At 34.4% G+C, this 23,255-nt stretch carries 25 protein-coding genes and 1 other annotated feature; of the genes, 21 read left to right on the top strand and 4 right to left on the bottom strand.

Annotation, left to right across the window (positions count from 1 at the left end; all coding sequences use genetic code 11):
- Positions 1-92 precede the first annotated feature (92 nt).
- Positions 93-1,058, top strand: a complete 966-nt coding sequence (gene argF / locus H9636_RS06290) for an ornithine carbamoyltransferase (RefSeq protein WP_191706774.1) — start codon at positions 93-95, stop codon at positions 1,056-1,058.
- A gap of 185 nt (positions 1,059-1,243) precedes the next feature.
- Here argF and H9636_RS06295 read toward each other — a convergent pair whose 3' ends face one another.
- Positions 1,244-1,771: a CarD family transcriptional regulator gene (locus tag H9636_RS06295; RefSeq protein WP_191706775.1), complete on the bottom strand. Its 528-nt coding sequence runs from the start codon at positions 1,769-1,771 to the stop codon at positions 1,244-1,246.
- 136 nt (positions 1,772-1,907) lie between these two features.
- Between H9636_RS06295 and H9636_RS06300 the strand changes: the two genes are divergently transcribed.
- On the top strand, positions 1,908-2,327 hold the full coding sequence (locus H9636_RS06300) for a MarR family transcriptional regulator (protein WP_404817741.1): 420 nt from the start codon (positions 1,908-1,910) through the stop codon (positions 2,325-2,327).
- Positions 2,328-2,374: 47 nt separating this feature from the next.
- On the opposite strand, the gene sspI is transcribed toward H9636_RS06300, so the two are convergent.
- Positions 2,375-2,584 (bottom strand): small acid-soluble spore protein SspI, encoded by a 210-nt coding sequence (gene sspI / locus H9636_RS06305; RefSeq protein ID WP_191706777.1) that lies wholly within the window; start codon positions 2,582-2,584, stop codon positions 2,375-2,377.
- Between the two features lie 108 nt (positions 2,585-2,692).
- Between sspI and H9636_RS06310 the strand changes: the two genes are divergently transcribed.
- The 5 genes from H9636_RS06310 (at position 2,693) to H9636_RS06330 (ending at position 8,735) form a co-directional block, all read left to right on the top strand.
- Entirely contained in the window at positions 2,693-3,157 is a 465-nt protein-coding gene (locus tag H9636_RS06310; protein ID WP_191706778.1) for a GNAT family N-acetyltransferase, read from the top strand.
- A gap of 116 nt (positions 3,158-3,273) precedes the next feature.
- Positions 3,274-4,035: a TrmH family RNA methyltransferase gene (locus H9636_RS06315; protein ID WP_191706779.1), complete on the top strand. Its 762-nt coding sequence runs from the start codon at positions 3,274-3,276 to the stop codon at positions 4,033-4,035.
- A gap of 218 nt (positions 4,036-4,253) precedes the next feature.
- Positions 4,254-4,485: a binding site (T-box leader), on the top strand.
- A gap of 109 nt (positions 4,486-4,594) precedes the next feature.
- A complete protein-coding gene (gene pheS / locus H9636_RS06320; protein WP_191706780.1) occupies positions 4,595-5,632 on the top strand; it encodes a phenylalanine--tRNA ligase subunit alpha in 1,038 nt (345 codons plus the stop codon).
- 12 nt (positions 5,633-5,644) lie between these two features.
- Positions 5,645-8,050 carry a phenylalanine--tRNA ligase subunit beta gene (gene pheT, locus H9636_RS06325; RefSeq protein WP_191706781.1) on the top strand — a complete coding sequence of 802 codons (2,406 nt, stop codon included), beginning with the start codon at positions 5,645-5,647 and terminating at the stop codon, positions 8,048-8,050.
- 145 nt (positions 8,051-8,195) lie between these two features.
- Positions 8,196-8,735 carry a hydrolase gene (locus tag H9636_RS06330; RefSeq protein WP_191706782.1) on the top strand — a complete coding sequence of 180 codons (540 nt, stop codon included), beginning with the start codon at positions 8,196-8,198 and terminating at the stop codon, positions 8,733-8,735.
- A 155-nt stretch (positions 8,736-8,890) separates the two neighbouring features.
- On the opposite strand, the gene H9636_RS06335 is transcribed toward H9636_RS06330, so the two are convergent.
- The gene (locus H9636_RS06335) at positions 8,891-9,448 is read right to left on the bottom strand and encodes a delta-aminolevulinic acid dehydratase (RefSeq protein WP_191706783.1); all 558 of its coding nucleotides are present in this window, start codon (positions 9,446-9,448) and stop codon (positions 8,891-8,893) included.
- A 294-nt stretch (positions 9,449-9,742) separates the two neighbouring features.
- On the opposite strand from H9636_RS06335, the gene H9636_RS06340 reads away from it, so the two are divergent.
- The 11 genes from H9636_RS06340 (at position 9,743) to H9636_RS06385 (ending at position 19,021) form a co-directional block, all read left to right on the top strand.
- A complete protein-coding gene (locus H9636_RS06340) occupies positions 9,743-10,180 on the top strand; it encodes a GNAT family N-acetyltransferase (RefSeq protein ID WP_191706784.1) in 438 nt (145 codons plus the stop codon).
- Between the two features lie 219 nt (positions 10,181-10,399).
- Positions 10,400-12,031: an L-glutamate gamma-semialdehyde dehydrogenase gene (pruA, locus tag H9636_RS06345; RefSeq protein ID WP_191706785.1), complete on the top strand. Its 1,632-nt coding sequence runs from the start codon at positions 10,400-10,402 to the stop codon at positions 12,029-12,031.
- A gap of 390 nt (positions 12,032-12,421) precedes the next feature.
- Positions 12,422-12,988 carry a CBO0543 family protein gene (locus H9636_RS06350; RefSeq protein WP_191706786.1) on the top strand — a complete coding sequence of 189 codons (567 nt, stop codon included), beginning with the start codon at positions 12,422-12,424 and terminating at the stop codon, positions 12,986-12,988.
- Positions 12,989-13,565: 577 nt separating this feature from the next.
- On the top strand, positions 13,566-14,192 hold the full coding sequence (locus H9636_RS06355) for a cysteine peptidase family C39 domain-containing protein (RefSeq protein WP_225230108.1): 627 nt from the start codon (positions 13,566-13,568) through the stop codon (positions 14,190-14,192).
- Positions 14,193-14,621: 429 nt separating this feature from the next.
- A complete protein-coding gene (locus tag H9636_RS06360; protein WP_191706787.1) occupies positions 14,622-14,921 on the top strand; it encodes a hypothetical protein in 300 nt (99 codons plus the stop codon).
- Between the two features lie 55 nt (positions 14,922-14,976).
- Positions 14,977-15,177: a hypothetical protein gene (locus H9636_RS19015; RefSeq protein ID WP_225230109.1), complete on the top strand. Its 201-nt coding sequence runs from the start codon at positions 14,977-14,979 to the stop codon at positions 15,175-15,177.
- A gap of 32 nt (positions 15,178-15,209) precedes the next feature.
- Positions 15,210-15,368: a hypothetical protein gene (locus tag H9636_RS06365; protein WP_191706788.1), complete on the top strand. Its 159-nt coding sequence runs from the start codon at positions 15,210-15,212 to the stop codon at positions 15,366-15,368.
- 317 nt (positions 15,369-15,685) lie between these two features.
- Positions 15,686-15,982 (top strand): GNAT family N-acetyltransferase, encoded by a 297-nt coding sequence (locus H9636_RS06370; protein ID WP_191706789.1) that lies wholly within the window; start codon positions 15,686-15,688, stop codon positions 15,980-15,982.
- Between the two features lie 331 nt (positions 15,983-16,313).
- Entirely contained in the window at positions 16,314-16,739 is a 426-nt protein-coding gene (locus H9636_RS06375; protein WP_191706790.1) for a hypothetical protein, read from the top strand.
- A gap of 588 nt (positions 16,740-17,327) precedes the next feature.
- Positions 17,328-18,269: a DNA/RNA non-specific endonuclease gene (locus tag H9636_RS06380; protein ID WP_191706791.1), complete on the top strand. Its 942-nt coding sequence runs from the start codon at positions 17,328-17,330 to the stop codon at positions 18,267-18,269.
- Positions 18,270-18,493: 224 nt separating this feature from the next.
- Positions 18,494-19,021 (top strand): DUF3841 domain-containing protein, encoded by a 528-nt coding sequence (locus tag H9636_RS06385; protein ID WP_191706792.1) that lies wholly within the window; start codon positions 18,494-18,496, stop codon positions 19,019-19,021.
- A 43-nt stretch (positions 19,022-19,064) separates the two neighbouring features.
- Here H9636_RS06385 and rnhC read toward each other — a convergent pair whose 3' ends face one another.
- On the bottom strand, positions 19,065-20,021 hold the full coding sequence (gene rnhC, locus H9636_RS06390) for a ribonuclease HIII (RefSeq protein WP_191706793.1): 957 nt from the start codon (positions 20,019-20,021) through the stop codon (positions 19,065-19,067).
- Positions 20,022-20,540: 519 nt separating this feature from the next.
- Here rnhC and zapA point away from each other — a divergent pair.
- From zapA to polX, 3 genes are all read left to right on the top strand, one after another.
- Positions 20,541-20,801 carry a cell division protein ZapA gene (gene zapA / locus H9636_RS06395; protein ID WP_191706794.1) on the top strand — a complete coding sequence of 87 codons (261 nt, stop codon included), beginning with the start codon at positions 20,541-20,543 and terminating at the stop codon, positions 20,799-20,801.
- Positions 20,802-20,806: 5 nt separating this feature from the next.
- Positions 20,807-21,346, top strand: a complete 540-nt coding sequence (locus H9636_RS06400) for a CvpA family protein (protein WP_191706795.1) — start codon at positions 20,807-20,809, stop codon at positions 21,344-21,346.
- A 176-nt stretch (positions 21,347-21,522) separates the two neighbouring features.
- On the top strand, positions 21,523-23,232 hold the full coding sequence (polX, locus tag H9636_RS06405; protein ID WP_191706796.1) for a DNA polymerase/3'-5' exonuclease PolX: 1,710 nt from the start codon (positions 21,523-21,525) through the stop codon (positions 23,230-23,232).
- Positions 23,233-23,255 lie beyond the last annotated feature (23 nt).

Below are 23,255 nucleotides of genomic sequence, written 5' to 3' on the forward strand. Positions count from 1 at the left end.
AATATAACTTATTATAAAAATGCACTTGATTTAATAAATATGCATATGTATAATGAAATACATCATCCATTGTATAAGGGGCGGGGAAAAAAATGAAATTATTAGAAGAGGTTCAACTGAAATTAGTTTCTAGTTTAAAAGGGAAAGATTTATTAACATTATTAGATTATACGAGCGAAGAAGTCCATGATTTAATTACATTAGCGACACAATTGAAGAAGATTACAAAGGCAGGGAAATGTCCAAAGTTATTAGAAGGAAAAACATTAGGAATGATTTTTGAGAAGCATTCCACTCGTACACGAATTTCATTTGAAGTGGGGATGAATCAACTTGGTGGAAAAGCGATGTTTATGCATTCCCGTGATTTACAAATCGGTCGTGGGGAACCGATTTCCGATACGGGGCATGTGTTATCCGGTTATCTTGATGGGGTAATGATTCGTGCAAATTCCCACGAAATGGTGAAGGAGCTAGCAGACCATGCTTCTATTCCAATCATTAATGGTTTAACGGATTTATATCACCCTTGCCAAGCGTTGGCTGACTTAGAGACGATTGCTGAGAACAAAGGATCTTTTAAAGGATTGAAAATTGCTTATGTAGGGGATGGCAATAACGTTGCTCATTCTTTAGTCGTCGCTGCAGTTCATGTGGGCATGGATATCGTTGTCGCAACTCCTGTCGGTTACGAACCAAATGATGAAATCATTGAAAAGGCGAAAAATATCGCCAAAGAAAATGGCAGTCTTGTTACCGTAACGAATGATGCAGTAGCAGCTGTAAAAAATGCCGATGTTGTGTATGCAGATGTATGGACTAGTATGGGGCAAGAAGAGGAAACAGCAAAACGCTTAGTCGATTTCAAAGATTACCAAATTAACGACAAATTAGTTGCCCATGCAAAACCGGATTATATGTTTTTACATTGTTTACCTGCTCACCGTGAGGAAGAAGTGACTGCCTCCGTTATTGACGGTCCTCATTCTTATATTTATGAGCAAGCAGAAAATCGATTACATGCACAAAAAGCCGTGTTAGCTTCTATTTTAGCTTAAGAAAGAAACCTCCCTATTTTAATGGGGATTAACTCTACCGCTAATTATGCGATGCCGATTTCAAGGTGGAAAAAAGCATCGCTACATAGGAAAGGCAACTTGGGAGACGCTGAGTTGTCTTTTATTTTTTCATAAAAAAACAGCGAAAAGAAAATTAGACAATTTTCTGATCACTGGAATACGTATTATTGATTGACGATCATTTCCAATTCATCAACTGGAATATTTAATATTTCTTGTACTTTTGTATGAATTTGTTCTATTGTCATATCTAAAGAGATAGCCAATTCTGCAAATAAAATATTTTGAATCGAAATTAAAAGTTTACGATCATATTCAGGGAATTTTTTTTCATTGCTCTCAATTTCATACTTTTTAACCATTAAAGTGTGAATAATTTTCGCAATGTCTTCACGATCGCCTTTTCTCACAATATTTGAATAAGTTTGAGTACGATGATTCGTTTTTTCAATCCATTCGATTCCAGGTTGTGTAAATACATTTAAAATTGCAATAGCTTCTTCTCTATTCATTATTTCAAGCATTGAAATGGATTTGTTATCTACGGGAGTGCAAATTTCTAATTTATTGTTATTGAGTGGATGTAATACATAGTAAGTTTTCGTAACACCGGAAAAAGTTTTTTCACTTATGTCATCAATATGGCATAATCCGTGAGCAGAATAGATGATGGTATCTCCAACCTTAAACATATGTTTTGCCCCCTTTTCATTGTCAACTTGGTTGACTAATTTAATTGTACGCTAATGAATGAAAAATGTCAACTTAGTTGACAATTGATTAGTCATTCAGTATATTTATTTCGAATATTGGTACGGGGTGAGAATGGTGGAACATGAACAATTAGATTTATTTGAGTTAATTAGTGAATGTTATAGTTCAATACGAAAGAAAATAGAAGAAAAATGGAGTGAAATAAGTGATATCACCATTTCAAATTCTGAATGGTATATTATGATGAAAATTTATAAAAAGCAACCAACAATTTCTTCTGTGACAAAAAATGTTCGAATTTCGCGACAAGCGACCCATAAGTTTATTAAAAAACTCGAATCAAAAGGGTTAGTAGAAATTTTGCCTGGAAATAATAATCGGGATAAATGCATTCAATTAACAAATATTGGGGAATTGTGTGTAGAGAAATATATCGTATTAAAAAAAGATTTAGAAATGAAAATCCAAGAAAAAATCGGAAATGAGAAATATACAATTATAAAAGAAATTCTTCAAAGCGAGTGGGGAAATTAATAGGGAGCTGACAAAGAATGATGGAATGCTTTGTCAGCCATACTTTTTTAATTTTGAAAAGCTTTAGATAGTTTTTCAGTAAATGCTTCTTGCTCAGCTGCACTAGATGTTTTCCACCATTTTTCTAAAAATACACCAAGACCTGGCAATAAATGCTCATCACCACGTGAAATCGCATCTTCTACTGTATCACGGAATTCATTTGCACTATCACCTTTTACATTGGATGTAATGGCATCTCTAATTTGAAAATTCATTGCATTCGCCTCCTCAATGACTAGTCTGCTTCGTCTGACTGAAACTATACATAGTAAATACATTAATAATTGCTTAAATTAAACAAAATATATAAAGGGGAAGTTTCTATGGAAATTAAATTTTCGACTAATGTTCAAGAAATACGTGAAGTTATGATACAAGCCTTTGAAGAGTATCGAGATGACCCAGTACCTTCTAGTGCATTAAAGGAGACAGAACAATCGATATTAGAAGAGTTGCAAAATGGCGCCTTTGCATTAGTTGGATATGATGACAATTTACCAGTTGCTTCAGTTCGTTTTAAATATGTGGACGATTATGTTTATTTTTATCGTCTATCTGTAAGCCCTGTAAGTCAAGGGAAGGGCCATGCGAAAAAATTGTTACAGAAGCTTGAAGAAATTACAGTTCAACAAGGTTATAATAAAATTCAATGTAAAGTTCGTATGAACGTTCCAAGAAACATTCTACTTTATGAATCAGCAGGATATGAGATTTTAAATGAAGAGTTAATTACAAGACCAACAGGTGAACAGTTTAAAATTGTGAATATGTCTAAGAATGTGCGATGATAATGACGCTTTATAAGGAACCTCATCATCACGATGAAAACATTTTTTACACAGTCCTACTTTTCATGTAAAATTAGGCATTAAGAACAGAAGGAAAAGGCGGTAACTGTCATATTATGAAACGTATTGAATCAACACAAAATGCTCTAGTAAAACATTGGAAAAAACTTGTAACGACACGAAAAGAGCGAGAAAAAACAGGGGAGTTTATCGTAGAAGGTTTCCATCTCGTAGAGGAAGCGTTAAAAAATAAAGACCAAATTGTACAAATGATTGTCCGTGAAGGGGTAGAACTTCCTTTACTGTGGGCGACAGATGATGTCATGATCGTAGAAGTGACAGAAACTATTGCAAAAGAACTGGCAGAAACGGAAACTTCCCAAGGGGTATTTGCCCACTGTAAACAAGTTGAAGTCGATTCAGAAGCAAAAGGAAATTGGAAGAAAGTATTACTCGTTGATGCGGTACAAGATCCGGGGAATATTGGAACGATGATTCGTACTGCGGATGCTGCTGGCATCGATGGGGTCGTGCTAGGAAAAGGATGTGCGGATGCTTATAATCCAAAAACATTACGATCAGCACAGGGCTCCCATTTTCATATTCCAGTCATTCGAGGTGAGCTGGCAGAATGGATGGAAGATTTACAAGCTCGTGGTGTGAAAGTGTATGGAACAGCATTACAAGATGCTATTGAATATACAAATGTTGAACATTCAGAAAGCTTTGCCCTTATTGTAGGGAATGAAGGAAGTGGCATACATCCACAGCTACTAGACAAAACAGATCAAAATGTCATCATTCCGATTTTTGGACGGGCCGAATCGTTAAATGTTGCGGTGGCTACGGGAATTTTATTGTATCAATTTGTAAAATAATTTTCTTTAAAGGAAAAGACAAAGTTTGTTTAACACTTTGTCTTTTTTTATTTTATAAATGGTTAACGAAGTTTAAACTAGGTTGATACAATTAATCACTTCACGTATATTTCAATAAAATAAGAGAACAAATCAATTTCTTTATGTATACAATACTTGAAACCTTTTCCGATTTGACGTAAAATAATTGCAGGTTTAGAACATAATATGAATAAACAAAATGCGCTAGGAGCGGGAAGAGTAAATATGAAAAAGACATTTTAGGGAGCATAAGCCGAAGACTGGAAGCTTATGTAATGTCAAGCATATTGAAGTTCACCCCGTAAGCAGCTTCCGGGATCATGATGAATGTGAAAGGAAAGCCGGCCGAAGAGTCGTTATGTCAATGAAGTGATTGCAATTTTTTGTAATAACTAGGGTGGTACCGCGAAATTAGTCCTCGTCCCTTTTTAGGGGCGGGGTTTTTTGTTTTTTCTTGACTTGGGGAAATTATACAAATTCGTTTTTCCAATTAATAATGAAAAACAAAGGATGACTATTCATAAGGAGGTTTTTATACGTGGAACAACAGTTAAAGCAATTGGAACAAGAAGCATTAGCAAAATTACAAGCCGCTTCCAATTTAAAAGAATTAAATGACGTTCGTGTGGCGTATTTAGGGAAAAAAGGTCCGATTACGGATCTATTAAAGGGAATGGGGAAACTATCTCCAGAAGAACGTCCGAAAATGGGGGCACTTGTAAACGCAGTACGTGAGAACGTTACGGCCCAATTAGAACAAAGAGCGGTTGTGTTAGAGGAACAAGCGATTCAAGAACAACTAGAAAAGGAATCGATTGATGTAACGTTACCGGGACGTCCAGTTCGTTCAGGGAATCGTCATCCTTTAACTCGTGTTGTAGAAGAAATTGAAGATTTATTCGTTTCAATGGGGTATACGATTGCAGAAGGAACGGAAGTAGAAAGGGATTACTATAACTTCGAAGCCTTAAACTTACCAAAAGGTCACCCTGCTCGTGATATGCAAGATACATTTTATATTACAGAGGAAACTCTATTACGTACCCATACATCACCAGTTCAAGCGCGTACGATGGAAGCGAAAAAAGGTGAACCAATCCGAATCATTAGCCCAGGTAAAGTATTCCGCCGGGATAATGATGATGCGACTCACTCCCATCAATTTATGCAAATTGAAGGATTAGTCGTTGGTGAAAACATTCGAATGAGTGATTTAAAAGGAACGCTTGATAAACTAGCGAAAAAAATGTTCGGTAATGACCGCGAAATTCGCTTGCGTCCTAGCTTCTTCCCTTTTACAGAGCCTTCAGTGGAAATGGATATTTCTTGCTTTAAATGTGGTGGTTCAGGATGTAACGTATGTAAACAAACAGGTTGGATTGAAATTTTAGGTGCTGGTATGGTACATCCAAATGTACTTGAGATGGCAGGCTATGATTCGAAGAAAGTTTCAGGTTTTGCCTTTGGTATTGGTGCGGAACGTATCGCAATGTTGAAATATGGAGTGGATGATATTCGTCATTTCTATACAAATGACAGTCGTTTCTTATCACAATTCCATCGAACAGAAGGGTAAGGGGGTACGAATATGTTAGTTTCATTAAATTGGTTAAAACAATATGTTGATATAGAAGGAATTGCAGCTGAAGAACTGGCGGAAAAAATTACCCGTTCAGGGATTGAAGTAGATGCAGTCATTGATCGTTCTCAAGGTATGACAAACGTTGTCGTAGGTTATGTCGTATCAAAAGAAAAACATCCGGATGCAGATAAGTTAAATATTTGCCAAGTAGAAGTAGGTGAAGGAGACGTACGACAAATTATTTGTGGTGCGCCAAACGTTGCAGCAGGACAAAAAGTAATCGTGGCATTGCCTGGTGCTCGCCTACCAGGTGGCGTTAAAATTAAAAAGGCAAAAATGCGCGGTCAAGAATCCAACGGGATGATTTGTTCCCTACAAGAACTAGGTGTGGAAGGTCGCGTTGTTCCGAAAGCTTATGCTGATGGAATTTACGTTTTACCAGAGGATGCTGTTCCTGGTAGCGATGCATTAGAATTAGTAGGTCTACGTGATATTGTCCTTGAATTAGGTTTAACACCGAACCGTTCAGACGCCTTGTCTATGTTAGGGGTTGCTTATGAAGTAGCTGCTATTTTATCAAAGGAAGTTAAATTACCCGAAATTCAATATGAATCGATTTCTGAAAAAGCAGAGGACTACATTAACGTACGTGTCGAAGCGAAAGAAAATCCATTATATGCAGCAAAAGTAGTGAAAAATGTAAAAATCGCAGAATCACCCCTTTGGTTGCAACATTACTTAATGGCAGCTGGTGTACGACCTCATAACAATGTCGTGGATATTACGAATTACATTTTAATGGAATATGGTCAACCGTTACACGCCTTTGATTATGAGTCATTAAATTCGAAAGAGATTGTAGTGCGTTTAGCTACTGAAGGAGAAAAGATTGTCACATTAGATGAACAAGAACGTACATTAAATGCCCATAATCTTGTCATTACAAATGGTGTGGAACCAGTAGCGGTTGCCGGTGTAATGGGTGGAGCTAACTCTGAAGTAACAAATGAAACAACAACTGTTGTCATTGAAGCAGCATACTTCGAAGGGATATCTGTACGTCGTACTTCGAAGGAATTAGGTTTACGTTCTGATTCATCAGCACGTTTTGAAAAGGGCGTTGATCCGAATCGTGTTCTATTAGCTAGTGAACGAGCTGCCCAAATGTTAGCTGAAATTGCAGGCGGAGAAGTATTAGAAGGTACAGTACTAGTGGATGATTTAGATAAAACACCTGCACGAGTAGTTGTATCTCCAGATTATATTAACTCACGCCTAGGGATGAAAATTTCTTTGGAAGAAATGCTTTCCATTTTAAATCGTCTTCAATTTGATGTGGAAGCGGCAAACGGTTTATTAATTATTGATGTACCGACACGTCGTCAAGATATTAAAATTGAAGAAGATATTATTGAAGAAATTGCCCGTCTATTTGGATATGATGAAATTCCAATGACGTTACCAGAAGGAAATGAACAGGTAGGTGGTTTAACACCTTACCAAGCAAAACGTCGTATTGTACGTAATGTGCTTGAAGGTGCTGGTCTATATCAAGCCATTACATATTCATTAACTTCTGATGAATTGGCTCAAAAGTTTGCGTTAAAAGCAGAAGATACAACGAAATTATTAATGCCGATGAGTGAAGAACGTTCTACTTTACGTCAAAGTCTCATTCCTCATTTAGTGGAAGCGGCTAGTTATAATGTAGCACGTAAAGCAGATTCCGTTTCCCTATATGAAATTGGTTCAGTGTTCCTTGGTCAAACAGAAGAGCAGTTACCTTATGAAGAAGAACATATTGCCTTTGTGTTAACAGGTAAATGGGTTGACCATACATGGCAAGGTGAAAAGTTAAATGTAGATTTCTTCGTCGCAAAAGGAATTATCGAAAGCCTATTTGAAAAATTAGGTTTAACAGATCGTTTATCCTTCACAAAAACAACAGTGGATGGTTTACATCCAGGTCAAACTGCAGCGATTTTCTTAGATGGGGAAAAAATCGGTTTAATCGGTGGTTTACATCCTACTGAGCGTAAACAATACGATTTGAAAGAAACGTATGTAGCTGAATTAAATTTAAAAGCTATTTTAGCTGCAACTGTGGAAGATTTAGTTTATGCCCCAGTACCACGTTTCCCTGCAATGACACGAGATATTGCATTGGAGCTAGATCGTTCAAAACCTGCAGGTGAGATTGTAGAAATCATTCGTCAAGCTGGTACAAAATTATTAAAAGAAGTAAAAGTGTTCGACGTTTACGAAGGAGAAAAAATGGAAGCTGGCAAAAAATCTGTTGCCTTCTCATTAACTTACTTCGATCCAGAACGTACGTTAACAGATGACGAAGTAGTAAATGCTCATAACAAAGTGTTAAAAGTATTAACAGAAGCTGGCGCTGAACTTCGCTAATATAAAAGAAGAGTTGCTCGTAATATCGGGCGCTCTTCTTTTTTATTTACTTTTAAAATAAGAAGGTCTTCTAGCTGTTTGCTGTTTAAATTTTTATTATAATGAAAGGGGATATCGCAATGCTTTAAATTTAAGGGGGATGTTTATGTTACAAAAAGAAGAAACAGTTTTGGTACTAATTGATGTACAAGGAAGGCTAGCGGAAATCGTAGATAATAGTGAATTTGTGATTCATAATATTGTAAAAATTACAGAAGGTGTTCAAATTTTAGATATACCTGTTCTTTTGTTAGAACAATATCCAAAAGGACTTGGGCCGACTACGGAAAAAGTTGCGCAAAAACTACAAAATCAAAAACCAATTGAAAAAATTACATTTAGTGCTTACGATACGCCTGAATTTGTAGAGCAATTAGAAAAAACAGGACGTAAAAAAGTATTGCTTGCAGGTATCGAAACACATATTTGTGTCTATCAAACAGCTGTTCATTTACTTCAAAATGGTTATGAAGTGGAAGTATTAGCCGATTGCGTTTCTTCCAGAACGGCTAAAAATAGAGAAATTGGTCTTCAAAAAATGATGCAACTTGGTGCGAAGGTAACGAGTGTAGAAATGGCACTTTTTGAAATGCTTCAAGTCGCTAAAGGAGACCAGTTTAAAGCGGTTAGTAAATTAATAAAATAATAAAGTTCAAGTGTAGCCATACTCTTATTTTAGGGTATGGCTTATTAGGGGAAATGCAGTTTTACAATGTTTCCAATACATACATGTTTAGAAAGTTTTAGTAGTTTAAAAAATGTAATGTGCTTAATCTATGAATTATTCCATTGCTTCTTCCTTCACATTGACTTATACAATTTATACATTGCAGTTTCTTTATCAATGGACCTAGCAATTTCAAAAGCTTCCTCTTGGCTTTTATGATTACTTATAATTTCATAGAAAAACTTTATAAGGAACATCAGATTAGCATTACCATCTATGTAATCATCAGGACCGATATAAGAGTGACAACCACATTCAAGAAAAGCGTTCGCTAGCTGTTCCATACCTAATGTACAACCAGATCCTATAACTTTTATATCTTTTAATTTTGTAAATTGTTTAATCTCGTGATCTCCCAGAAATTCCCCTCTTGGCTCATTAGATTCATAAACTTCTTCATCGAGTTCAGGCATGCAAAATCTACCTTCATCTCCATGGAAATTTAAAATTAAATAGTCCACTTTATTCGCAAGTTCTTCACCAGATAGAACATCAATTAGATCATTGGGTCTACCTATCCAATGTATATTAACTCTTACCCCGAAATACTCCAGTGCTGATCTTATAGCATATGATTCCATTTCACAATTCGGTCCCACTACTAAACTTACATACATTTCAGGTCTACTCATTTTCCATTACACTCCTTTTTAATTTAAATTTTACTACAATATTCTCCATTTGCATTGAAGGTTACAGGGCAATAGCTTTGTTATACGTGTAAGAAACTGCAAGCGTATCTGAACAAATAAATCGAAGTATTTTGTTAGTTAGAGTATTTATTTATATTAAATGTAACTCTATTAGAATACATATAACTTTATTAGTTTAAGGTTAATTAGTATATGAAGAATTTAAGCACAATACACTGAAATAATTGTATACTATAGAAAAGGGATAAAGAAGTTTAAGGACTGGTATAAATTATGGACATTAAAAAACCAAACGATTTTGAACTTAAAAAAGTATTATCACTTTCTCCTCAAGCGATTTTTGATGGTACCCTGGGGGAAGTACAACCTACAGAAGAAAAAATTAACCAACTTGTTAAACCACTTTTGGAAAAGGGAAGCTATTATTTAATAGCAACTGAAGGTAATCAATTGATGGGTTGGATTCTTTTAGGACCAAACAAGGATTCATTTACTGATGTAATAAATGGATTTATCTACGAACTATTTGTTTTAAATGAATTTAGAGGAAATGGAATTTCCAAACAATTAATGAATGCTGGTATTGAACATTTAAAACAAGATGGATACTCGGAAATTCGCCTAAGTGCGTTTGTAGATAATCAAGCAATTAAATTATATGAAAAATTGGGTTTTGATATAAAGTCAGTTACTATGAGCTTGAAGATTTAAGTATTTATACAGTTTCTAATTTTAAAAAAATAATTAAAAAACAATTAGACCCAATTCTTTACCTAGGATAGCTCTAACCCCTTCTAGTTTATGAAAATCATAAATTAATTGAGTCTGTTAACTTGCGTTAGTAATTACAAGTATTTTATAATTTGGTGAATACAGAAGATTATTAAAAACATTAAGAGAAATATACACAATAGGAAGGAAAGTAAAAATATGAGTAACGGAATTTTCAAAATACCAACACCTAAAAATGAGCCTGGCAATACATATGCTCCGGGTACAAAAGAAAGAGAAACATTAAAAGCAGAATTAAAACGCCAATCCGAAATCGTAGTAGATATTCCTATTATTATTAATGGTCAAAATATTAAAACAGATACAGTAAAGCAAGTAGTTATGCCACATAATCACCAACATGTTTTAGCAAACTACTCAGAAGCTGGTGAGAAAGAATTACGTGATGCTGTTGAAGCTGCAATGGCTGCAAAAGAATCATGGGCAAATATGCCATGGGAACATCGTGCAGCGATTTTCTTGAAAGCTGCTGATCTAATTTCTGGTCCGTACCGTGATGTAATGAATGCTGCAACAATGTTAGGACAATCTAAAACTGTAATCCAAGCTGAAATAGACTCTGCACAAGAATTAGCAGATTTCTTGCGCTTCGGGGTGGATTATGCAAACCAAGTATATCAAATTCAACCAGATAGTATGAAAAACGTTTGGAATCGTTTAGATTATCGTCCATTAGATGGTTTTGTATTAGCAATCTCTCCATTCAACTTCACTGCTATTGGTGGTAACTTACCGTCAGCTCCTGCAATGATGGGGAACGTAGTAGTTTGGAAACCAGCAACAACTTCATTACTAGCAAACTATTACTTTATGCGTATTTTAGAAGAAGCTGGATTACCAAAAGGCGTTATCAACTTTGTACCATCTCGTGGTTCACAAGTTTCGGAAGTAGTATTAACAGATTCACGTATGTCTGGATTCCACTTTACTGGTTCAACAAGTACGTTCCAAACAATTTGGAAAACAGTAGGGGAAAACATTGCAAATTACCAATCATACCCTCGTTTAGTTGGGGAAACTGGTGGTAAAGACTTCGTATTTGCACACGAAACTGCACAAGTTGACAAATTAGTAGCGAACCTTGTTCGTGGAGCGTTTGAATACCAAGGTCAAAAATGTTCTGCGGCTTCACGTGCTTACATTCCACAAAGCTTATGGGAAGAAGTAAAGAAAGGTTTAGTTGAAGAAACTGCTAAACTGAAAGTCGGGGATGTACGCGACTTCCGTAATTTTATGGGAGCAGTAATCGATAAACCTGCGTTTGATTCAATAACAAGCTATATCGATTATGCGGCAGCTTCTGAAGAAGCAGAAATTATTGCTGGTGGTACTTATGATGATTCTGTTGGATATTTCATCCAACCAACAATTATCGTAACAACAAATCCAAAGTTCAAAACAATGGTTGAAGAAATTTTTGGACCAGTGTTAACAATCTATGTATATGAAAATGATAAATTAGAAGAAACATTAGAAGCAGTTGATACAGCTTCTATGTACGCATTAACAGGTGCTATTTTTGCACAAGATCGCCAAGCGATTCTTCATTTAGAAAATCGTTTATCAGGCGCAGCTGGAAACTTCTATATCAATGACAAACCAACCGGTGCAATGATTAACCAACAACCATTTGGTGGTTCTCGTGGTTCTGGTACAAACGATAAAGCAGGTTCTGTATTTAACATGATTCGTTGGACAACTCCTCGTGTAATCAAAGAAAACTTTGCACCAACTACAGATATTACTTATCCGTTCATGGATGAAGAATAATTAATAACATAGAAAAGAGGTTAAAGTGTTCACTTTAACCTCTTTTTTAATATCGTTTTTTCCTTGATATATGAGAATTTCTATCTTTTCGAACTGTTAGATGAGCACTTTTATTTGAGACATTCTATGACTCCCAGTCGCTTCAAACGAGACGAGATTATTTGAGATAATGAAAAAACGAAGCGCTTTCTATTAATTTAGTCTATCAATAGTTCGAACTAGAGATTTTAAGAAAGCTTTTAAAGAAATATCTGAAAACTTTCATAGCATAAATGAAAAGGTTTCCTGAATTAAAATGAATATAATTCACCCTTTGTTATTGAGGGAGAATAGTTGAACAAGAATAAGGTTAAATTACTTAATAATAGAAATGTTATTAGGGAGATATATATGAAGGAAAAACAATCAGAATTGTTAAATCAAATAAGGTCAATGTTAGAAGAGGTAAACCAACTCCAATTAGAATACTGGAAATCATTTTCCTATTTTGATACATGGCAATTTTGGATAGTAGTTATAGCGTTAATTTTACCAATTATAATATTGTTCTTTTCAATAGATAAAAGGAAAATGTTACTTTTAGGTTTTTTTGGACTTAATTATCATGTTTGGTTCGCATATGTAAATAAAATCGGTATTAATATGGGTCTATGGGAATATCCATATGAACTCCTTCCCTTTTTACCAAGTTTTGCTCTAGACGCTTCTTTAGTACCGGTAAGTTTTATGTTGTTATATCAATGGACATTGAACCGGCAAAAAAATATATACCTATATTCTATTTTATTATCAGCCCTTTTTGCTTTCGTATTAAAACCAATTATGGTAAATTTCCACTTCTTCCATATGTTTAAGGGAGTAAATTATATTTATTTGTTCTTGTCCTATATAGCGTTATTCATTGTATCTAAATTGATCACAAACTTGTTTTTATGGCTACAAAAACAAGAAAATTGATAATTGTTCTAAAACAACAATAGGCGTAATTTTTGTACTAGAAATTTTGTCATTTTTAGTCCTTAATTTTGGTGGTTATGGCGGGGCTAATCTATTGTACAAAGGGAGGCTGTCTTGTTTCAGACAGCCTCTTTAATTTGTTTTGACTCCAAAGATTACTGACAAAATTAAACCTAATGGAATTCTCCATTTTTTTATAAAATTATCTCTCCTAAACCAGGGAAGGTAGCTAGCGAGTAAACTGATTCCTTTTTCAATCTCTTCAATTGCTAATCCTCCAAATCCTAACATGATATAGGAATTAGCTTCGGTGTTTGAATTAAGCCAAACCTTGACGGGGAATAAACTTTGACTCCTTTTTGGGAGTCCCCAAAAAATTTTGTAAAAATGTTACCTCAATCTGAATAGAACCTGTGTTATATTCAAGAATCGGGCGCGTTTCTAAAATAAGAAATGCGTCTTTATTTTTGAAAAGGGTCGTTATAGAAAACTGAAATTGGATAATTATGTTAAAATGAAGTGGGGATTGTAAAGAAATAAAATATTCGAGCTGGACGCTTGGTAAGGGGGATGCAGTATGTTTATGTTTATCGTTAGATCAGTTATTTTATGGATTATGATTTCCACGATCATTAATGTATATTTGATGACATTTCCCATTCCTGTTTTACGGAAAAGAAATTATCCAGCTAACTTTCTTATTCAACAAAACAATCGAATTGATTTTCAAAATAATACCGAATGTGCAGCATTTTCAACAGCGTATCTGTTACGGCATTTTGGTATAGATGATAGCGGTGAAGCGTTGTATCCCCATTTTCCTAGTAAAACGAAGTCGGGTACTGTATACCCAAAGGGAATTCGGACGGTATTAAGAAAAAAGGGCTTTAAAACAAACTATTATAAAGGAAATATAAATACATTAAAGTACGAAGTTAGTAAAGGAGCACCCGTCATTGTTTTTATTAAAGTACAGAAGGACCGTAATTATTTGCATTTTGTCCCTGTTGTAGGATATGACGAGGAGTATTTTTACCTTTCAGAATCATTAAGGCATTTGGTGAATTGTGATGATGAAAACAAGAACTATAATCGAAAAGTACCGATTAATGAATTTAAAAAACTATGGAATGTAAAGACGGTTTTTACTCTTTTTTATAGCAATACTTACATAACTGTAGACGCTGCACAGAGAAAATATTAATGACGTAACTAAAAAAAGGGGGGAAAATGTCAAATGATAGCCTCTATATCTGCAATTCTTATAATTTTTTTATAATGGCTTTCATTCTTACTTTTAAACGTTCTTGGATGCTTAATTTTATAATATGGAGCGTGTATTTAGGAATAATTTTCATACCTCTATCCACTATTGCTGGTTCATTTATTTATAGAGACATAACACAGGATGGATTTGCAGGAATTAGATTTCTGTTATTATTCATACCTCTTGAAATCATTGCAATTCTTATGTTTGCTATCGGTTGTATAGGAGAAATTAGGGGAAAAAGAAAAAAATATATGATGTTCCATAATAATTAGAGTAACAAGGTTTGAACTATTAGATTACATTTGAAACTTTTTCCATTAATAATCGTACTTTTTTATAAAACGATTATTAATGAGGTGAAACATGGACATCTTAACTTATCATGGACAAATGATTTATGTTAAAACTACCAATCATGATATTTTGTTGCTAAAAGTAATGGGGAAATATAATAATGAACAAAGTTATAAAGTAAAGGTTCTTGAAATGAACGGAGAAATGATGGATGAAGATATGGTTATTCATAATGAAGAAATCACAAGGATATGTATTTTGCCCTATGAGATTCAACAAGGTATTGAGTTAACGGTAAATCATATACCAACTTTTAATTTTAATGACAGTAAGAACTTACCCTCTCATATCGAGATTGGAGAAAAGTAAGAATGATTAAATAACCGTTGTCGTGAATGACATAGTAGAGTTTGAAAGAGTATATATGATTGATGAATATAAATTTAATAATAAAACGTATGAAGATTTATGGAAGGCATATGAATTATTGCTATCTTACATACGAAGTAAAACAACTCTTCCTTGCTTGTTTGGTGATGAAGAAAACGGAGATAGATACTTTATTTCAGTTTCAATGGAAATGTTAGGACTACAGTTTTGGTATAATATGGAAAAGAATTTTTAAAATAGATGTAAAACTAAAGGAAAGGTGATTATGTGGTAGATAAATATTTAGCAGCCTATATTGCTTTTGGTGGAATCGTAGGGTTATTTTTCGGTGGTATGTGGAATGGAATTGCGGCAATGGTATTAATTTATATTGCTCAAAAGTTGGAATATATAGTTAAAAATGGAATTGTTAAAATTGAAAACTAGTTTTTCCAAAAAGCGGCCTTTTGGCTGCTTTTTTCCTCGTTATTTAACTTTTCTCTTTATATCCTAATGAAATTGAATAAAGAATGTATAAATAGTTCGAAAATAATTGTTTACTATATTAGTATTCTTCCAGATGAAGTAAATCCCTTTTTCTGTAAATTTGGGTAACTATGTTAGTATTTATTTTAGGTTGTAAAGAAACTTTAAAAAAAGGTTATTTCGAAATAATAAAAATTATACATATCAATACAAAGGGGGATTAGTATGATTGTTGATTTTTTATCAAATCAGCCCGAAAAAATAAAGAGGTTTCTGAGATGATATATAAGGAATTTATAGTAAAAACAGGTAATAGTATGGAGTGGGAGAATGTTGTTAAACACTTTTCAAACACAACGGATCATATTTTCCCGATAACACTTGTTGCATTAGTGAACGAAAAATGTATAGGAACTGTATCAATCCTTGAAAACGATTTGCACATAAGAGAGTTATATAAGCCTTGGCTTGCATCTTTAAATACAAAACCTGAGTATCGTGGAAGAGGCGTAGGACAAGAGTTAGTAGCCAAAACCATAAGTGTAGTGAAAGAATTGGGATATAAGGAACTATAATTAAGAACCGAAGATGCCTCCGACTACTATATGAAAAGAGGATGGAGCTACATTGAAACTGTTTCAGATAACAAATACGATAAGGTTGATGTGTTTAAAATAAAATGTATTTAATTTAAAAAACTTGATAATCAGGTTAACTCAAATTAACGATTAGTTCATCAATTGAAAAGCAGTAACCATTTTCTCGAGATCTCATATGTAACGCATTTCTTTAAATGTTTCTATTTTAATTAAAATTAGTGCAATAAATTTGAAGAATACTTAAACAAGGTAAAACCGTATATTTAGAAGAATTAGTATTAAACTGATAATTTTAGGAAGGTATAGTATGAAAAAAATTAGTATGTTTTTATTAATTTTAGTACTTATAACTAATTCAACTGTTCATGCTTTAAGTTGGGCCTATCCGTTCGTAGTATGGAGTGGGAATGTTTATAAAGTCACAGATGAAGAGGTAATTAATAGTCTAATTGTTAAGCGTATAGGAGAGGTCAAAACAAGGCCTAATGACATGGGGAACTACTTTGGTAATGCATCTAATTATTATCCAAAGGGAACGGAATACTTTGAAATAAGGGGTATAACTACTGATAACGCTATTGCAGTCAAAAATGAAGAAGGCAAATGGTTAAAAGCTGTCTATGTTAATAAAGCTCCTTTTCATTGGATGAATTTATTTTCAAATATTTTCCTATTTCTTATTTTAATTTTAATACTATTATTTATTGCATTGAAAAAAAGAAGAAAAGTATGAAATAATTTATAAAACTTTTCCTCTAACTCAAAATCATCCCTTCCAATTGAAACACTTCTTTTTATATTTACAATAAACGCCTGTAATTTGATGCGTATGAAAATAAGTGATTTAATGGGGATAGGAATAAGAGTGAAGGCTAACGCAAAGTACTAAACCATTAAAGTAATAATTAACTAGACTATGCTCAAACTGGATGTTTGGCACAGTCTTTTTTTATACAGCAGTATTGTCGTTCATGAAGCATAAATATTAGTGTAATACTTAATAGTACCAATAATATTGCCCTAAACGGTAAAGGAGGTAAACACACTTTATTTACTTAGTAGATTATAATAAAGAACTGAAAATGAAATTCGTTGAAGAAAAAAGGGAAAATCATTGAATACACAGACGATAAGGAACAGTTTGTAAAAGGAATCTATGAGAAAAGAGAATAAATTACTTATTAAGCTAACGAATTAAAACAACTTTGCCACATAACAGTTAATTTTGGAATATACTATTATCAATAGGTTAACAATGTTAATCTATGAAAATTCTCAAAACATTAGAATGAACGATGATACAACTATAAGGAGCCCTAAAATGAAAAAGACCATGAACTACTATTTAATCTTATTTGTAATGACCATCTTTGTCGTTGGTTGTACTAACGTAGAAGATACATCCGTTGCAGATGTCGAAACGGACCAACAAGAAGAAACTACAGTTGAAACAAATAACAAGAACGAAAAAGAAGAAACAATCCCTACGGTTGTTGATGAAACAGTAGATGAGGAAACACCGGCACAATCAAATGATGATCTGTTCTCAGGATACAAATTTATTGAAGTTGATGGAGGTGACTTGTCTGGATATCGAGAATCGAACGTCGTCGTTAACATAGGTTATGGGGACCGTGAATATTGGGCATTTACCAATGAATATGGGCAACTAGTACGTGTTATTGCTGACGAAATCATTTTACAAGATCATCGGAAAGAACCTGTATTATCCTCTGGCAGATACTATCCTGATGAGGCAAAGGTTCCTGGCGTTGAACGTGACGATTTAGATGAAGGACATATCATTGCTGATTCTCTCGGAGGGGTATCGAACGCTTATAATATTACCCCACAAGATAGTACGCTCAACCGACATGGTGATCAAGCTTATATGGAAGATGCCATCCGTAACGCAGGTGGAGCTACTAATTTTGAAGCAATTATTACATATCCAAATACGGAAACACAAATTCCTTCAAAGTATCAGTATACTTATACTTTAATGGGTAACAAGATCGTTGAGTCATTTGACAATGTAAACCCTGATGAAGTAAACGCATCACTCGGTTTAACCGGTAGCGAGCCTTCTGATTCAACTAGTTCAAACAAAAACGGTGATATTTCGAGTATTGATACAAACGGTAATGGACAGGTAACGATTAAAGAAGCAAAAGCAGCAGGTTTTAGTATGCCAATAACGAGTAATCATTGGTTATACCCATATATGCAAGATAATGATAAGGACGGTATGGTAGGTGAGTAAGCCACTATTAATTTAAGGGGAACTTTTGAGCGAAAGAACCTAATCCTTGTTGGACGATTAGTACAAGTTTGCAAATGAAGGACTGTACAGGAACAACTGTCGATAATGGTTATGTTATGAATAAAAATTGTTTGTTGAACTATAATTATTCACTAATAAGAGGCATTAGTTTTAGAACACTAAGGCAGAAACGTTTTAAAACTTACTAATGAAAGGGAAAAGTAATGATTGTTTATAGTGTACAAAAATTGGAAGCATATCACTTAATGAGGGATCAGGGATATTTAGAAGGAAGTTTAGAGTTAGCTATGTTTCCTGAGGCATATAAATGGATGATGGGACAGATGGCAAAAAGGCTTCCTCGATACAATGGACAAGCAGGACCGATATGGGTATGGAATCGTCGAGTAAACCGTAATGAAAGGGCATTGCTTCCAAAAGGTTCAAAGGGCGTTATTTTAAAGCTTAATATCCCTTGTCAAGATATACTATGGTCTTCATTTGAAGATTGGCATTTCATTTTAAATAAAGTCCCAATTACATTTGATGAAAAAGAATGGATGAAGTTTGAAAAACTTGATTTTCCCGAAAAAGAAGTCATAGCCACTTGGGAAAGGTTATTCGATTTAGAATGGCTTGCGAATCGACCAAAGGAATGGGCTGGCGATATCCAAAATAATAGGTTACAAGGTGTTACGCCAAAAATAAAAATGGATCAGCTATTAAAAGTGGAACGGTTTATTGCAAAATGATGTAAAAAAAGCGTCTGGTTCTACCCAGCGCTTTTTTCATTTTTTATCTTTTTTTCTCAATTAGTTTTTTTGCTTTTTCCGTATTCGCAAAATGCCATTTAGTTATCGACTTTAATGTATCTTGCCCTTGTTCTAACCAAATGCGAGCGGCCATTTCATCAACTTTACCACTTGCTCCTTTTTGTAAGTCAAAACCAACTATTTCTGAAAGCCGATCCATTTCTTTCAAAAAGGCATAGCGGGCTAAAATCGAAGCCGCAGCTACAGCTATATGGAGTTGTTCTGCTTTTGTGGAAAATAAAACTTTTTCCCGAACAATTTCTTTTTCGTTCTTTATATGATTATAGTAAATCGAACGTTCAGCAAACTGGTCAATCAAAATATAATCGGGCTTTTCCGGGTCCATTTTTGACAATACATGTTTAATTGCTTGATTATGAAGCAATGCTTTAATTTTCCCTTGGGAATATCCTTTTCCTTGAAGGGTGTTATATTTATCATTACGCAAAGTCAAAATGCTGTAAGTACATACGGACATTATGTCTGGAGCAATTTTACGCATAATACAATCATTTAACATTTTTGAATCTTTGACGCCTAGCTCCGTAATTAATTCAATTTTATCTTTCGGAACATAAACTGCAGCAACCGTTATAGGTCCAAAATAGTCGCCGGTACCGGTTTCGTCAGACCCGATAACCGACATCGTTGAAAAATGTTCAGGAAGGGTATCCCCCTTTGTTTGAATTGTTTGAATTGTTTGGTTTGTATGATTGGAAGTAACTGTTTTCATTTTTACTTCCCCCCAACGGCTTGCCTCTCTTTTTGCTCCGATCCCTTGGAACATTACTTTTCCAGATTTATATATCGTAATAGCTGTATCTGGTAGCTTCGCAGCAAAGATAACTCCAGGTGCATTTCGCTCAACCCTTGATGAAGCATAAAAAGTTTTTACTTGATTTTGTATTTCGGGTGAAAGTTGTAATACAATATTTGACATAAATTCGTCCCCTTCTTAGTTCCAAGATCCATTCTTATCGAAAATGAAATGATCGTTTTGTTTATTAGTGTGTCATAGATGTTAAAGATTTGATAATCTTTAGCTATGCTTTTAAATAACTATATTATATATATTTAATTTAGACTGGAAAAATACTTCATTAATTCTTAATCATGCAGCCAAATGATCATATAACAGAAAACATTATTAGAGGAAGTGCCAATAAAGTATAGCTAAGTATTAATAAATTATATTCCCTCATTCTTCTCCCAAAGCTAACAACCTTTCATATGGGAAATAATGGGATATGCTAAAAGTCCCGCTAGTATTGGTTTTGTAACCTGAATGTAGTTGTACTATGCAAACTAAAGATGGTATGATATGTATTATAAATTTCGTAATAGATTCAAACGTAGTAGAATGGACCAAGCGATTATACGGTTTGGTTGTTTTATTCTTATTTGCAAAGGGTATGTGAATGAATAATTGTTTTTTGCTTACGGTTTAGGGGGTATTGCATTGGCTGAACAAGAAAAAAATCGAATATCAGTAGAAATTTATGGGCATTCATATAAAATTGTTGGCACCGAATCTACTGGACATATGCGATTAGTTGCTTCTATAGTAGATGATAAAATGCGAGAAATGCATGTACATAATCCATCATTAGATAGTTCTAAGATAGCCGTTCTAACAGCTGTCAATACCGTACATGAATTATTAAAATTAAAAGAACAAGTTGAAAAACTTGAAGAAGAAGTGAAAAAATTAAAGGGTTGAATTGAATGTTAGATATTATATTACTAATTATATTTGCTGCTAGTATACTCGTAGGATTAAAAAGAGGCTTCATCGTGCAAGCAATCCATCTTGCCAGCTTCTTTGTTGCACTGATTGTAGCTTATATTTACTACAAACCACTAGCGGAAAAGTTTGTACTATGGATACCTTATCCTGGTGTAACAGATGGTTCATCTATGGTACTTGTTTTAGATTCTTTAAATGTTGATGAAACATTCTATCGAATTATCGCCTTTGCGATTATTTTCTTTGTAGTAAAAATTGCTTTACAAATTCTTGGCTCGATATTTGATTTTATTACATATTTACCAATATTAAATTCTGTAAACCGTATTCTTGGTGCTATCCTTTGCTTTATCGAGTTCTATTTCCTTTTGTTTATATTAATGTATGTGTTAGCATTAATTCCAATGGGACCGATTCAAGACTTGATGGATGGCTCATTCATTGCCAACCTTATGCTCGAGCATACACCCATTTTTACCGATATGGTGCGGGATTGGTGGTATATTTACAAAAAGTAGTTAAATTTGTTTTCGTCTGTCGTTTGACAATCGATTTAAAGGAAATGTCCCAAAGCGACTTTTGGGGCATTTCCTTTTTCAGCGGATAGAAATGAATTAGTAAGCTATCCACATATGAAAGATATTACGCGATAATGTTTGACCGAAATTTCTTTCTTAAAGAGGAGGCAACATATATGAATAAAAAAATTGTTATTAAAACGTTAGAAAAAATTGCCCTTTTATTAGAATTACAAGGGGAAAATCCTTTTAAAGTATCTGCCTTTCGCAAAGCAGCCAATGCCCTAGAATTAGATGAGCGTAGTTTAAATGAAATTGAGGACATTACGGCTTTAAAAGGAATAGGGAAAGGAACGGCAACGGTCATTTATGAATTGATGGAAACGGGTCAGTCTACTCAGCTGAAAGAGTTGGAAGAAGTCGTTCCAAAAGGATTAATCCCTCTACTAAAACTACCGGGTTTAGGCGGGAAGAAACTAGCAAAACTTTATAGTGAACTAGGTGTCGATAGTGCAGAAAGTTTGCGAGCTGCATGTGTTGCCCAACAAATTCGTCAGTTAGCCGGTTTTGGACCAAAATCAGAAGAGAAAATATTAAAGGAACTCGATCAATTAGGGGAGCGCAGTGAACGATTACCGATTTGGTATTTACAACAAATCGTCAATGAAATTAACAGGGTGTTACGTTCTATTTCTGTCATCCAAAAGTTTTCCGTAGCGGGAAGCTTCCGACGAGTAAGTGAAATGAGTAAGGATATCGATTTTATCGTTGCCACAGAGGAACCTGAGCAAGTAAAAGATCAATTGCTTAAACAACTGACAATTAAAGAAGTAGTTGCAGCAGGTGAAACGAAGGTATCTATCGTATTGGACGCTGAAGATGTCGTAAATGTAGATTTTCGCCTCGTTACGATGAACGAATATGCGACTGCCCTTCATCACTTTACGGGTTCGAAAGATCACAATGTCCGAATGCGTCAATTGGCTAAAGAACAAGGGAAGAAAATTAGTGAATATGGTGTTGAACAGCCCGATGGTACAATCATGACCTTCGATACAGAAGAAGATTTCTTCGCCCATTTCGGCTTACCATATATTCCTCCAACAGTTCGGGAATCAGGTAAAGAGTTGGAACGGTTAAAGGAACTTGGCGGACTAGTGACGCTTGAACAAATTGTATCGGATTTACACATGCATACCACTTGGTCTGATGGTGCCCATACGGTTAAGGAAATGGGACAAGCTTTATTTGAGCGAGGATATACCCACGGTGTTATTACAGACCATTCCCAATATTTAAAAGTGGCCAATGGTTTGACGCCAGAACGTCTTCAAAAACAACGATTGGAAATTTATGATTTCAATGAAGCGAACCCAGATTTTCGTTTATTTGCTGGGACAGAGATGGACATTTTACCAAATGCTACATTAGATTTTGACGATGACGTATTAAAAGAATTAGATTTTGTTATCGCATCAATCCATTCGAGTTTTTCACAGCCCCAAGAAAAAATTATGGAGCGGCTATTTACAGCAATACAAAATCCATACGTCCATATGATTGCCCATCCAACGGGACGAATTATTGGTCAGCGGGAAGGGTATAATCCGGATGTGCCGCAATTAATTCAGTGGGCTGCGGAGTATGGCAAAATTTTGGAATTAAATGCTAGCCCTTTTAGATTAGATTTATGTATTGAGCATTTAATGATGGCAATGGAATACAACGTACCGATTGCCATTAATACAGATGCCCATGCAATTGAACAATTAGATGTAATGGAAATTGGCGCAAAATATGCTCAAAAAGCTTGGTTGAAAAAAGAGTTAGTTGTCAATACGTGGTCTTTAGAACAATTTGAAACTTTTATTAGGAAAAACAAGTAAGTATATAGATATGTTACAAAAAC

The sequence above is a fragment of the Ureibacillus galli genome, assembly GCF_014836845.1.
Taxonomy (GTDB): Bacteria; Bacillota; Bacilli; order Bacillales_A; family Planococcaceae; genus Ureibacillus; species Ureibacillus galli.

Bases quoted from the DNA above. Each gene is read 5' to 3' on its own strand.
- rnhC (WP_191706793.1), bottom strand. From the start codon at position 20,021: ATGTCAAATATTGTATTACAACTTTCACCCGAAATACAAAATCAAGTA.
- H9636_RS06335 (WP_191706783.1), bottom strand. From the start codon at position 9,448: ATGAGTAGACCTGAAATGTATGTAAGTTTAGTAGTGGGACCGAATTGT.
- H9636_RS06360 (WP_191706787.1), top strand. From the start codon at position 14,622: ATGGACATCTTAACTTATCATGGACAAATGATTTATGTTAAAACTACC.
- H9636_RS06355 (WP_225230108.1), top strand. From the start codon at position 13,566: ATGTTTATGTTTATCGTTAGATCAGTTATTTTATGGATTATGATTTCC.
- argF (WP_191706774.1), top strand. From the start codon at position 93: ATGAAATTATTAGAAGAGGTTCAACTGAAATTAGTTTCTAGTTTAAAA.
- H9636_RS06400 (WP_191706795.1), top strand. From the start codon at position 20,807: ATGTTAGATATTATATTACTAATTATATTTGCTGCTAGTATACTCGTA.
- H9636_RS06385 (WP_191706792.1), top strand. From the start codon at position 18,494: ATGATTGTTTATAGTGTACAAAAATTGGAAGCATATCACTTAATGAGG.
- pheT (WP_191706781.1), top strand. From the start codon at position 5,645: ATGTTAGTTTCATTAAATTGGTTAAAACAATATGTTGATATAGAAGGA.
- H9636_RS19015 (WP_225230109.1), top strand. From the start codon at position 14,977: ATGATTGATGAATATAAATTTAATAATAAAACGTATGAAGATTTATGG.
- H9636_RS06350 (WP_191706786.1), top strand. From the start codon at position 12,422: ATGAAGGAAAAACAATCAGAATTGTTAAATCAAATAAGGTCAATGTTA.
- H9636_RS06315 (WP_191706779.1), top strand. From the start codon at position 3,274: ATGAAACGTATTGAATCAACACAAAATGCTCTAGTAAAACATTGGAAA.
- H9636_RS06310 (WP_191706778.1), top strand. From the start codon at position 2,693: ATGGAAATTAAATTTTCGACTAATGTTCAAGAAATACGTGAAGTTATG.
- H9636_RS06295 (WP_191706775.1), bottom strand. From the start codon at position 1,771: ATGTTTAAGGTTGGAGATACCATCATCTATTCTGCTCACGGATTATGC.
- polX (WP_191706796.1), top strand. From the start codon at position 21,523: ATGAATAAAAAAATTGTTATTAAAACGTTAGAAAAAATTGCCCTTTTA.
- H9636_RS06375 (WP_191706790.1), top strand. From the start codon at position 16,314: ATGAAAAAAATTAGTATGTTTTTATTAATTTTAGTACTTATAACTAAT.
- H9636_RS06340 (WP_191706784.1), top strand. From the start codon at position 9,743: ATGGACATTAAAAAACCAAACGATTTTGAACTTAAAAAAGTATTATCA.
- H9636_RS06330 (WP_191706782.1), top strand. From the start codon at position 8,196: ATGTTACAAAAAGAAGAAACAGTTTTGGTACTAATTGATGTACAAGGA.
- sspI (WP_191706777.1), bottom strand. From the start codon at position 2,584: ATGAATTTTCAAATTAGAGATGCCATTACATCCAATGTAAAAGGTGAT.
- H9636_RS06380 (WP_191706791.1), top strand. From the start codon at position 17,328: ATGAAAAAGACCATGAACTACTATTTAATCTTATTTGTAATGACCATC.
- H9636_RS06370 (WP_191706789.1), top strand. From the start codon at position 15,686: ATGATATATAAGGAATTTATAGTAAAAACAGGTAATAGTATGGAGTGG.
- pruA (WP_191706785.1), top strand. From the start codon at position 10,400: ATGAGTAACGGAATTTTCAAAATACCAACACCTAAAAATGAGCCTGGC.